Raw genomic sequence first — 12,258 nt, forward strand, 5'->3', positions numbered from 1 at the left:
ATGCCAGACACAACTTTTAAACGTGAAAAGAAAACAGATAGACCGGTTATAGCACTTTGCTATGATTTTGATAAGACACTTTCTCCAGATGATATGCAGGCTCAAGGATATATCCAAACAGTACAACCATAAGGCAGCGACATGATTGGTGATTTCTGGAAGGAGTCAAATGGTCGTGCTACAGCAAATAATATGGATAAAAACCTTGCTTATATGTATACCATGAAGAAAAAAGCACGTGGTCAGATTGTTTTTACAAAAGAGAAGTTAGCTGAGTATGGATCTCAGGTTGCACTTTTTCCAGGAGTAGAGGATTGGTTTAAACGTATAAGAGACTACGGGGCCGATAAAGGAATCATTGTCGAGCATTATATTATATCTTCAGGTTTAAAAGAGATGATAGAAGGAACTTCAATTGCAAAAGAGTTTAAAGAACTGTACGCAACTTCTTTCTATTTTGATGATGATGGAGTTGCTGTTTGGCCTGCTCAAGTAGTGAATTATACTAATAAGACACAGTTTCTTTTTCGTATCTCAAAGGGTGTCCTTGACGTGAATGATGAAGCGGTTAATGATTCATTCGCACCTGACGAAATCAGAGTTCCATTTCGAAATATGATTTATCTGGGTGACAGCGACACAGATATTCCTTGTATGAAATTGGTGAATTCTCAAGGTGGTTATTCTGTCGGAGTTTTTAATCCAGATGAAAAAGATGAATTAAAAGCAAAGAATAAGGTCTATAAAATGATGAGAGATAAGCGTATTTCTTATTTTGCTCCTGCAGATTATTCAGAGGGGAGTGAACTTGACGAACTAGTAAAACTGATTATTGATAAAACTGTATACAATGAAAAACTCTATGAGAAAAAGTACAATAATCAAAAAGAAGCTATTGAACAAGCTAAACCAAAAGAAGAGCAAGAGAAATTAGATTTAATCAACTCATTAGAAAGTAGTGGTAGTTTTAAGAGTACTCATGCTATTATTGAAAATTTATCAAAATACACTAGTTGGAAACCAGAAGAAATAGAAGATCTTTTAGAAATTGCACTGGAAAATACACAGGTATGGCATATTTTAAATGATCAAGATATTAAAAAGTTTTACCAGTATCTGATTGAAAAACTTGGTAGTATTAATGAAGGTTCAACTAGAGAAAAAATAGAAAAAATTCAACAAAAATTTGAATCGTAACCTCTGTAATGATACGCTAATGACTTAATTTATGAAGAAGAACTTTTGCAAGCGATGTTCATCTAAAATGTAAAAAAGGATTGTCTATTTACTTGACTGAAGTGTAACGAAAGTTTTAGTTTTACAGTGATAGTAGACGAAAGATACGAAATTTAAGCAAAAGTAGGAGACAAACATGGTATCAGTAACACAACGTATCAAACAGATTAAACAGCCTCGTGGAGGTTATCTGCCTGTTAAGGCTTTTACAGTGACGACGCTTGATGACGGTCAGGTTCTTAATCCTGAGGAGTCTATTGCGGCTAGTTTGGTTGGGACTGCTGTGGACTATCTCAGTCGTTTCATGGATGGGACAGCTGTTGAGGAGGCTTTTGAGATTTCCTTGCTTGGTGCTAGGACCATGAGGATGGAGGCTAAGGCTTTTGGTCTTCTGGATGATATTAAGGGGCTAGATGATTTGTCAATTACTAAGGCTTGTCAGTTGGCAGGTTTTGATAGTGCCTTTCGTGCTGGTCCTCTGACTTATCGTCCAGTGGAGAGTATTGTTCCAGATCAGGCTACCATTGCTAATATTCGTATCATGGTTGAGCGTAGTTTGAGCTTCTTCAAGGTCTTTGGTCCTGTGACTGCGGATGGTTTTACCATGGAGGGGGCTTATACGGCTGCCATAACAACTGGTGATGGTGATTTTCTAACCAAAGATACCCTTTGGGACTTTAAAGTCACCACAGGAAAGCCCAATAAGGACCATACCTTGCAGCTACTGATTTACTATTTCATGGGGAGGCGTTCAATTCATCCAGAGTTTCAAACCATTGAAAATCTAGGCATTTTCAACCCACGTCGAAACACCATTTACCAACTTCCTATTTCTGAGATTTCAGATCAAGTCATCAAAGAAGTGGAAACAGTCGTGATTGGCTATTAGAACTAATAGGATAACATTCAAAAATACAAAGAAAGAAACATTATGTCAGAAACAACACAAACCTCCCAGTCGCTTTATCAAGCCCTATGGAACTCAGCGGATGTGCTCCGCTCTAAGATGGATGCCAACGACTATAAGTCATATCTCTTGGGTATGGTCTTTTACAAGTATTTGTCGGATAAGATGCTCTTTTTCGTGGCAGAAACCATGGAGGAGGAGACAGAAAGCTTGGAAGAGGCACTGGCGGTCTATCGTAAATACTACGAGGATGAGGAGACTCACGAGGACCTCTTGGCAGTCATCACAGATGAGATGAGCTATGCTATTCATCCTAACTTGACCTTTACGGCTTTAGTGGAGCGAGTGAACGATGGAAGCTTTCAGTTAGAGGACTTGGCTCAGGGCTTCCGCGATATTGAGCAGAGCGACGAGCTCTATGAAAACCTTTTTGAAGACATCGACCTCTACTCTAAGAAACTTGGGGCGACTCCTCAAAAGCAAAACCAGACGGTTGCGGCTGTGATGAAAGAGTTGGCTGTCCTAGATGTGGCAGGTCATGCAGGTGATATGTTGGGGGATGCTTACGAGTACTTGATCGGTCAGTTTGCGACGGATTCAGGTAAGAAAGCTGGTGAGTTCTATACACCGCAACCTGTTGCCAAGCTCATGACTCAGATTGCCTTTTTAGGTCGTGAAGACAAGCAAGGCTTTACCATCTACGATGCGACTATGGGGTCAGGCTCGCTCTTGCTTAATGCCAAACGCTATTCACGCCAGCCACAGACAGTGGTTTACTTTGGTCAAGAGTTGAACACCTCAACTTATAACCTGGCACGTATGAACATGATTCTGCATGGTGTGCCGATTGAAAACCAGTTTTTACACAACGCAGATACCTTGGATGAGGATTGGCCAACCCAAGAGCCGACTAACTTTGACGGTGTTCTCATGAACCCACCTTATTCAGCCAAGTGGTCTGCCAGCTCAGGTTTCATGGATGATCCTCGATTCTCACCATTTGGGAAACTAGCACCTAAGTCTAAGGCTGATTTTGCCTTCCTCTTGCATGGTTACTATCACTTGAAACAAGATAATGGTGTCATGGCCATCGTCCTACCTCATGGGGTGCTCTTCCGTGGTAATGCTGAAGGGACCATTCGTAAGGCTTTGTTAGAAGAGGGTGCCATTGATACGGTTATCGGTCTGCCTGCTAATATTTTCTTTAACACCAGTATTCCGACGACGGTTATCATTCTCAAAAAGAACCGCACCAATCGTGATGTTTACTTTATCGATGCCTCTAAGGAGTTTGATAAGGGGAAAAATCAGAACATCATGACGGATGCCCATATTGAAAAGATTCTCAATGCCTATAAGAGCCGTGAGGATATGGACAAGTTCGCCCATCTGGCTAGCTTTGAAGAGATTGTGGAAAATGACTACAACCTTAATATTCCTCGCTATGTGGATACCTTTGAGGAAGAAGAAGTGGAGCCCTTGACCGAGATTGTGGCTAAGATTAATCAGACTAATGCGACGATCGAAAGTCAGACAGCATCCCTTCTTGATATGCTTGGTCAGCTTCATGGAACCACACCAGAAGCGGACGAAGAACTCAAGGCTTTTGTGGAAGCATTTAAGGGGTAGTTGCCATCTTTCATTTGCTTTTTCCGAATAGATAGAAGTAGAGGGGCAGCCCTCTATTTTTTCTTAAGGAGAGGTAAATGGAAAAAAGACACAAGCATGTCTCACCGACCTTGGATATTATGGCTAAGAAGATTTTTAGCCTGCCTGAGGTGACGGTCGCTTTTATTCGAGATATTTTGGATTTGGATGTTGTGGATGCTCAGATTTTGGAGGGGACACAGCTTCATAAAAAGGACTTTGACGAGGATGAGCTCTTTTCAACCTCGGTGGATGTTCGGGCTAAGTTGAATGATGGAACTGAGGTCATTATTGAGATTCAGGTGCGTAAACAGCATTATTTTCTCAATCGTTTTCATTATTATTTGGCTAACCAGCTGGTGGAAAATGTGCAACAATTACGCCAACAAGGGCAGACACACAAGATGTATGAGCAGATGGAGCCTGTTTATGGTATAGCTATCCTGGAGAAGACCTTGTTGACAGATGAGGAGTCCCCGATTAATATTTATTGGATGGCCAATAGTCGGACGGGCAAGCCTTTGAATTCTTACTATAAGGATGGAAAACGTCAGAACATTCTTCAGATTGCCTTTTTAGAGTTGGATAAGTATAATAAAGGTAAGCATATTACGGATGAAGGGCGGCAGTGGCTAGAGTTCTTTGGGAATCTTCCATTTTCCAAGGAACCTAGCCGAGCGGTCACGCATGCAGATTCATTACTGGATTCATCCAGCTGGACACAGGAGGAAAAGGCGATGATTGATGAACGCATACGAATTCAAGAAAATTATGATATGACTATGGAAACAGCTATTGATGAAGCGCGTGAAGAAGGCTTGGAGCGAGGGATAGAGAAAGGAATAGAGCGTGGACTTAAACAAGGCTTGGAACAAGGTCGTTATGAGGAGCGTCTAGAGTTGGTTCGCAAGATGCTCTCAAAAGGTCTATCACTAGAAGTTGTGTCAGATGTGACAGGTTTATCGCTTGAAGAACTAGAGGCATTGTTATCGTAAGAGCCAACCGATAGGAGGAAAAGGCGATGATTGATGAACGCATACGTATTCAAGAAAACTATGACATGACCATGGAAACAGCTATTGATGAAGCACGTGAAGAAGGCTTGGAACAAGGGATAGAACGAGGCCGTCATGAGGGACGATTAGAACTGATTCGTAAGATGCTCTCAAGAGGTCTACCGTTAAAAGTTGTGTCAGATGTGACAGGTTTATCGAGTGAAGAGCTAGAGGCCTTGTTATCGTAAGAATCAGTTAGGAATAAACATTTTTTTGAAAGTCAGAGGCAGTTTTTGTCTCTTTTTTTATTTTTTGGTATTTAACATTTGTAATACTAAAACATTCGGAAAATAATACTTTGAAGCGTAAAATTAAAAAAGACTGTCAAACGTTTGACAGGAATCTGAGAAAATAGATTTCAGGTATTTTCAAAATTTAGTTTGACAGTTCTTACCAGATAAGGCTTTTTTGGACATGCTAATTTTTCCTGTCTGACATGTGGCAGAAATCATCATTTTGTGCGACATTTTTAGACTGTCATTTATAGGTGAATGACTGAACTTTCTAATATGACAATGTTGTTAAGGCCTTGTTAAAATGGCTTTCCTAGCCTTTTCTTTTACTTTTTCATCCCTTATAATTTTCTTTGGTTTGTTTTCACGAAGATAAACAACAGCATTATCAACAATCGAATATGATGAAATCTCTATTTTCTCTTCCAACAGTGGTTTGGTTCTCAGATAGAGAGATTATGAAAAAAGTATCAGGAGAATAAAAGTGTTTAATGACAGTAAGACAAAACCAAAGTACAGTATCCGTAAATATTCCATTGGGGCAGCATCTGCCTTGATTGGTTTTATGACTTTCGTACACGGGCAAGTAGCTCATGCTGACGAGGCACAATCGATTAGTGACTTGACGAATGCCTCAAATCAGGTACAGGCTCCTCAAACAGCTTCAACAGCTCAGTTGGCGACTTCAGAGCCAACATCAGAGATTGTGCAAACGTCACAGCCTGCCAATATTATGCCGTCTCAACCTAAGGTAACGACTGTTCAAGCAGCTGAGCAGACTCCGACCATTGATCAAATGGTTGAGACAGTCACCCCTCAAAATCAAGAAACTTCAGCAAATGTCTTAACCAATGCGACTGAGGATCAAGGCCAAGGAAAGGAGTACAACACCGATAATTACGGTGCAAAGATGCCTTATACAAGCCATGAGGCTGAAAATGCGACTATTGAAAATGGCGCTACAATCCAACAGTCAACGGATATGGAATCTACGGCTGTAGAAGCGACTAACCAAACTTATGTCGAACTTCCTAAAAAGGATGCGGCAGTGACTTTCAATGTTACTGAGCCAGCCAATGCTTTGAATATGCGTTATACAATACCTGATGGTGCGTCAGGTCAGTTGGATGTGCAGGTTAATGGATCAAGCGTTGGTAATCTTGATTTGTCATCTCATTCAGCATGGCAGTACCTTAAAGGTGATCATGAGTATGATCAAGCTATTGATGGTTCAAGTGCCCGTTTTCGTTTTGATGAGACACGTCTCCTCCTCAAGGATATCCAATTAAAATCTGGTGATAAGATTTCTCTCGTTAAGAAGAAGGATGACAATGTCCCTTATGGTATTGATTTTATTGAGCTAGAACAGGCTCCAGCGCCAGTTGCCCAAAGTGAAAATAGTATCAGTATCGTGGATAAGGGTGCATCTGCTAATGATGATAGTGACGACACAGCTGCCCTACTTGCGGCTGTTGAAGAAGCTAAAGCCAGTGGAAAGTCTGTCTATATTCCAGAGGGACGTTTCAATTTTGATAAGCAAGTTAATATCGAAGCGGATAATCTAAAAATCTCAGGTGCCGGTGTTTGGCATACACAACTACACTTTACAAGTGACAAACGCTATGGTGGTGGTATTGTCTTTGGGCATAATAGTAACGGCATCGAGTTGAGCAATCTCTACATGGATTCCAACTTGACGTCTCGCTACAAGGAGGATGCACAGTACAAGGCTATTTCAGGAACACTTGGTAAGGATTCGCACATTCATGATATCTGGGTTCAGCATTTTGAAGTTGGTATGTGGATTGGCGACTACGATCAGACGGGAAATATGAAGTATACGGATGGTCTTATCGTTGAAAATACTCGTATCCGTAATAACTTGGCTGATGGTATTAACTTTGCCCAAGGTACCAAAAATTCAACAGTCAAAAACTCTAATATTCGTGGAAATGGTGATGATGGTTTGGCAATTTGGTCAAGCATTTCAGATGGGACCAATGCCGCAGCCGAGGAAAATAATAAATTCCTCAACAACACCATTGAATCAGGCTGGCGTGCGGCTGGTATCGGTATTTTTGGTGGTAAGGGGCATGAGATTTCAGGAAACCTCATCAAGGACGTCTTTGCTGGAGCAGGTATTCGTGTTAATACGGTGTTTGCTGGTCATAATTTCGACCATAATGATACTGGAATTAAGATACATGACAATACTATTCTAGGTTCAGGAACAACTAATGACCTCTATAACCTCCACCGTGGTGCCATTGATTTCCAACAGGTTCGTGGGACTATCAAGAATGTCGATGTTTACGATAATAAGCTACTGAACACCTTGGCTGATCCTGTGATTACCAAGAATTTTGAGATGGGTGACAATGGTAATGGAGAAATCCGTTTGTCTAATAATACGATAGATAACAAAGCGACGATTATTGGCAATGTCTCAGCAGTTTCTCCAACAAAACCTTAGCCAAAACCAGTTAATAATCCAGTCTCTGAAACTTCAGTTTCCAAAACGCCAAAGAGTGAGGTAAGTTCATCGGCCCCAGTTTCCGAAGCATCAACTAGTGAAGTAACTTCCGATACCTCAGCATCAGAAACACCAAAGAGTGAAGCCAGCTCGACAGCCCCAGTTTCCGAGTCTTCAACTAGTGTAGTGGTTTCTGAGACATCAGCATCAGAAACACCGAAGAGTGAAGCAGGCTCGACAGCCCCAGTTTCCGAAGTTTCAACTAGTGAAGTGGCTTCTGAAACTTCAGTTTCCAAAACGCCAAAGAGTGAGGTAAGTTCATCGGCCCCAGTTTCCGAAGCATCAACTAGTGAAGTAACTTCCGAGACCTCAGCTTCGGAAACACAGAAGAGTAAAGCAGGCTCAACTGCTCCAGTTTCTGAAGCATCAACTAGTGAAGTAACTTCCGAGACATCAGTTTCAGAAACACCGAAGAGTGAAGCAAGCTCGACAGTACCAGTTTCCGAAGTTTCAACCAGTGAAGTGGCTTCTGAGACATCAGTTTCAGAAACACCAAAGAGTGAAGTTAGTTCAACTACGCCAGCCTCTGAGTCACCAAAGAGCGATGAAGCATCAGGAGCTTCTTCTACCAGTCAAGTTGACGTAGCCATTACCTCTGACAGTCCAGAAAAAACTTCAACATCAGAAAGCACACAAAAGGATCCGATAAGAGAGGTTTCCTCAGAAGTTATTGAAAAGGGCTCAACAAGTCAGATTGCTGTTAAAGTCTCTGAAGCACCAACTACAGCACGTACATCTGAAGTTGTCAGCATTTTGCCAAATAGTCAGATCGCTTATAACAATGACCTAAAAATCCCTGTAACAAGTAGTCAGTTGGCTTCAGAAACCATTCCTTATCATTCTCTTTTGAATGCGAAATCAGTGGATGTGATTGCAAGTAAGGTCATGGCGGTTATGGCATCTGAAACATTAGCCTCAGAAGCGGCAACACTTGCAAGCTCTGAAGGTGCTATCAAAGAGATTAGCAGAGATTTGTCAGAATTGGCGGAAAGCAAGAAGGATGACAAGCCAGAGAATGTCGCACGTATTGATAAATCAACTGAAGCAAGTCAGGTGGCTAAGGCATCAGGTAGTCAAGAAAGCACTTCAAAAGAGCAAGGTAAGTCGAATACTACAACAGTCCTATTCCTTGTCGGGATCGGTGCAGCATTAAGCTTATCAACAGTTTACCTTACTAAGCATGGTAAAAATGTTAGTAAATAATAAGTAGGAAGCATCCAAGAAATGGGATGTTTTTTACATATGCCTAAAAACACCAACAAATCAAATGTCGTCACTATGTCAGAAGCAGACGCCATCTCCCAAGGTAAACGGCACACAACTAAAGAATGATGAAGAGCTGGACAAGATGTCCAGTTTTTTTCGCAAAATGATTTCACATTTCACCACTTTTATTTGAAAATTTGATATACTGAGTCTATCAAAACACTTAAAAGGATAGTCATTTGAACTCTTTTTAAGTTATAAGAAAGGAAACTAAATATGATTTGGATTATTATCGCCATTATTGTTGTTCTTGTGATCTTTGTTATTGCAAGTTATAACGGCTTGGTTAAAAGCCGTATGCAGACTAAGGAGGCCTGGAGTCAGATTGATGTTCAATTGAAACGTCGTAATGATCTCCTTCCTAACTTGATTGAAACCGTTAAAGGTTACGCTAAATATGAAGGTTCAACGCTTGAAAAAGTAGCAGAACTTCGTAATCAGGTTGCAGCAGCAACATCCCCTGCCGCAGCTATGCGTGCCAGTGATGAATTGACACGTCAGGTTTCTGGCATCTTTGCGGTAGCTGAAAGTTACCCTGACCTTAAGGCTAGTGCTAACTTTAGTCAGCTTCAAGAAGAGTTGACAAACACTGAAAATAAAATTGCCTACTCACGTCAACTTTATAACAGTGTGACAAGTAACTACAATGTGAAATTGGAAACATTCCCGAGCAATGTTATTGCCAAAATGTTTAGCTTTAAGGCTGCTGAATTCCTTGAAACACCTGAAGCAGAAAAAGCTGTTCCTAAGGTTGATTTCAGTGGATTAGGTAACTAATATGTTATTTGATCAAATCGCTCGAAATAAGAGAAGGACTTGGCTTTTACTTCTGGTCTTTTTCCTCTTGTTGGGTCTTGTTGGTTATGCTGTTGGTTATCTTTGGCTAGGTTCTGGTTATGGTGGATTGATTCTTGCTTTGGTTATTGGTTTCATTTATGCTGTGACCATGATTTTTCAGTCAACTAATCTTGTTATGGCCATGAATGGTGCACAAGAAGTGGATGAACAAACAGCCCCAGATCTTTATCATGTGGTTGAGGATATGGCAATGGTGGCACAGATTCCCATGCCACGTGTCTTTATTGTCAACGATCCTTCAATGAATGCTTTTGCGACTGGTTCTAGCCCTCAGAATGCTGCAGTAGCAGCTACAACAGGTCTCCTTGCGGTTATGAACCGTGAGGAGCTTGAAGGAGTTATGGGACATGAAGTAAGCCATATTCGCAACTATGACATTCGTATTTCTACCATTGCAGTGGCCTTGGCTTCTGCCATTACCATGTTAGCTGGAATGGCACGCAATATGATGTTCTGGGGTGGCGGTCGCCGTAGGAGTGATGATGATCGTGATGGAGGCAGTGGTTTGGAGATTATTCTTCTCATTGTTTCCTTAATCTCTATTATCTTGGCACCTTTGGCAGCCACCTTGGTTCAACTGGCTATTTCACGCCAGCGTGAATTTTTAGCTGATGCTTCTAGCGTCGAATTGACACGTAACCCACAAGGTATGATTAACGCTCTGCTCAAGCTTGATAATAGTGCTCCTATGCAACATCATGTAGATGATGCCAGTGCTGCCCTCTATATCAATGATCCTAAAAAGGAATCTAGTTTGCAGAAGCTCTTTTACACTCACCCACCAATCTCAGAACGGGTGGAACGCTTAAAACATATGTAAAAAAGAGAGACTGATGACACTTCTAAGGGTGTTTATCAGCCTCTCTTTTTAGATTGATTCGATATAAAGGTTACTAGCAATGGCTTCTGGGATTTGGATGTCCTTTCCATCAATATGTAGTCGGTAGAGTTGTGTGAAAGGGTCAAAGCCTTCCAAGGTAAAAGGTGTTCCAATTTTAAGACCGACAGTCTTCAAATAATGGATTAGATCAATTTGATCTTGAACTCGACGAAGGACATAGTCTCCAGGAGCAAGGCCTTGTGTAAAAGTTTGGTTATAAAATTCTTCTATGAGTTGACCTGATTTGGGAATTTGCCCGCCATGTGGACAAGTTTGAGGATAATTGAGTAGGCGGTCAAGAGCATTGATGAAGTGATCAGAGACAGTATGCTCTAAAATTTCAGCCTCTTGATGAATTTGATCGCAAGAATATTGCAAGTGGTCCGCCAAAAAGACTTCGATAAGGCGATGTTTCCGATAGAGTTCAGCAACGTTGATTGTACCTGTTTCCGTTAGGAGATAGCCCTTGTCTTTATCTTTGATGATGAGGTCTTCTGAAATCAATTTTTTAATCATTTCCGTCACAGCAGGTGGAGACACCTCCATGCGGTTTGCGATTTCCTTATTAGTGATTTTACCTTCTTCAGTACCAATCTCATAGATACATTTGAGGTAGTCTTCTTTATTAGGTGTCATGTCTTTTCCTTTGAAAATAGTCTCACCTTAGTATAACAGATTTTTCAGAAGAATACAGAACATATCTCAGACAAGATTTTTACTGATTCAAGCCCTGGGCGATTTTATCCAGATTATATTTCATCATGTTGTAGTAGCTATCGCCCTTTTGCCCTTTTTTGGCAATAGAATCTGTAAAGATTTTTGCATAAATAGGAATATTGGTATCCTTAGCGACTGTTTTCATAGGGCGGTCATCGACACTAGATTCGACAAAGAGAGCTGGTACCTTGGTTTGACGGAGTTTTTCCACAAGTGTTTTGATCTGGTCCGGTGTGCCTTCTTCTTCAGTATTGATTTCCCAGATGTAGGCAGATGGTACTCCATAGGCTTTAGAGAAGTATTTGAAACATCCTTCACTAGTGACAATCAGTTTTTTTTCATCAGGAATGTTCTTAAAGGTCTCTTTAGCTTCTTGGTCCAGTTTACTAAGTTTGTTAGTATAGGTTTCTAGATTCTTTTCGTAATAGGTCTTGTTTTTGGGGTCCTTAGCAATGAGTTGCTTAGCAATATTTCGCGCATAAATAATCCCATTTTCCAGATTAAGCCAAGCGTGGGGATCCTCCTTGCCTTTTTCTGACTGACCTTCAAGATAAATCACCTCAACACCATCACTAACTGCAAAATAATCTTTGTTTTCTATCTTATGGGCATTTTTAACCAACTTAGTAAACCAGGCATTCCCACCAGTTTCTAAATTGATACCGTTATAAAAAATCAAGTCAGCTTGTGACGTCTTTTTTACATCTTCAGGAAGAGGTTCGTATTCGTGAGGGTCCTTACCAACGGGGACAATACTGTGGAGTTTGATTTTATCTCCAGCAATATTTTTGGTGATATCGGCAATAATGGAATTAGTCGTAACAACTCGTAATTTATCATTGCTATTGCCTTGTTTATTGCTACACGCTGCTAAAGCAACTACCGCTAAAAGTAATAGTGCCATTGTTGATAGTATTTTTTTCATA

At 40.8% G+C, this 12,258-nt stretch carries 11 protein-coding genes and 1 pseudogene; 9 read left to right on the forward strand and 3 right to left on the reverse strand.

Annotation, left to right across the window (positions count from 1 at the left end; translation table 11 throughout):
• The 6 genes and pseudogenes from HMPREF0848_RS01865 to HMPREF0848_RS10805 all read left to right on the forward strand — a co-directional run bounded on the left by HMPREF0848_RS01865 (position 1) and on the right by HMPREF0848_RS10805 (position 7,551).
• Positions 1-1,197 (forward strand): annotated as a pseudogene (locus tag HMPREF0848_RS01865) (haloacid dehalogenase-like hydrolase).
• A gap of 175 nt (positions 1,198-1,372) precedes the next feature.
• A complete protein-coding gene (locus tag HMPREF0848_RS01870; protein ID WP_008534248.1) occupies positions 1,373-2,125 on the forward strand; it encodes a hypothetical protein in 753 nt (250 codons plus the stop codon).
• Positions 2,126-2,167: 42 nt separating this feature from the next.
• Positions 2,168-3,772, forward strand: a complete 1,605-nt coding sequence (locus HMPREF0848_RS01875) for a type I restriction-modification system subunit M (protein ID WP_008534249.1) — start codon at positions 2,168-2,170, stop codon at positions 3,770-3,772.
• Positions 3,773-3,849: 77 nt separating this feature from the next.
• Positions 3,850-4,785 (forward strand): Rpn family recombination-promoting nuclease/putative transposase, encoded by a 936-nt coding sequence (locus tag HMPREF0848_RS01880; protein WP_008534250.1) that lies wholly within the window; start codon positions 3,850-3,852, stop codon positions 4,783-4,785.
• Positions 4,786-4,811: 26 nt separating this feature from the next.
• Positions 4,812-5,033 carry a transposase gene (locus HMPREF0848_RS01885; RefSeq protein WP_008534251.1) on the forward strand — a complete coding sequence of 74 codons (222 nt, stop codon included), beginning with the start codon at positions 4,812-4,814 and terminating at the stop codon, positions 5,031-5,033.
• A gap of 529 nt (positions 5,034-5,562) precedes the next feature.
• The gene (locus tag HMPREF0848_RS10805; protein WP_008534252.1) at positions 5,563-7,551 is read left to right on the forward strand and encodes a YSIRK-type signal peptide-containing protein; all 1,989 of its coding nucleotides are present in this window, start codon (positions 5,563-5,565) and stop codon (positions 7,549-7,551) included.
• On the opposite strand, the gene HMPREF0848_RS10810 is transcribed toward HMPREF0848_RS10805, so the two are convergent.
• Positions 7,548-7,847, reverse strand: coding sequence for a hypothetical protein (locus HMPREF0848_RS10810; protein WP_037608786.1), 300 nt, complete (start codon positions 7,845-7,847; stop codon positions 7,548-7,550). The two genes, HMPREF0848_RS10805 and HMPREF0848_RS10810, sit on opposite strands and share 4 nt — an antisense overlap.
• Here HMPREF0848_RS10810 and HMPREF0848_RS10815 point away from each other — a divergent pair.
• From HMPREF0848_RS10815 to htpX, 3 genes are all read left to right on the forward strand, one after another.
• Positions 7,822-8,814, forward strand: coding sequence for a hypothetical protein (locus HMPREF0848_RS10815; RefSeq protein WP_232203275.1), 993 nt, complete (start codon positions 7,822-7,824; stop codon positions 8,812-8,814). The two genes, HMPREF0848_RS10810 and HMPREF0848_RS10815, sit on opposite strands and share 26 nt — an antisense overlap.
• A gap of 279 nt (positions 8,815-9,093) precedes the next feature.
• Positions 9,094-9,654, forward strand: coding sequence for a LemA family protein (locus tag HMPREF0848_RS01905; RefSeq protein WP_008534254.1), 561 nt, complete (start codon positions 9,094-9,096; stop codon positions 9,652-9,654).
• Position 9,655: 1 nt separating this feature from the next.
• Entirely contained in the window at positions 9,656-10,555 is a 900-nt protein-coding gene (htpX, locus tag HMPREF0848_RS01910; protein WP_008534255.1) for a zinc metalloprotease HtpX, read from the forward strand.
• A 48-nt stretch (positions 10,556-10,603) separates the two neighbouring features.
• Here htpX and HMPREF0848_RS01915 read toward each other — a convergent pair whose 3' ends face one another.
• A complete protein-coding gene (locus tag HMPREF0848_RS01915; RefSeq protein WP_008534256.1) occupies positions 10,604-11,251 on the reverse strand; it encodes a metal-dependent transcriptional regulator in 648 nt (215 codons plus the stop codon).
• Between the two features lie 79 nt (positions 11,252-11,330).
• Positions 11,331-12,257, reverse strand: a complete 927-nt coding sequence (locus HMPREF0848_RS01920) for a metal ABC transporter substrate-binding protein (RefSeq protein WP_008534257.1) — start codon at positions 12,255-12,257, stop codon at positions 11,331-11,333.
• Between the last annotated feature and the right edge of the window lies 1 nt (position 12,258).

Source organism: Streptococcus sp. C150 (assembly GCF_000187445.1).
Lineage (GTDB): Bacteria > Bacillota > Bacilli > Lactobacillales > Streptococcaceae > Streptococcus > Streptococcus raffinosi.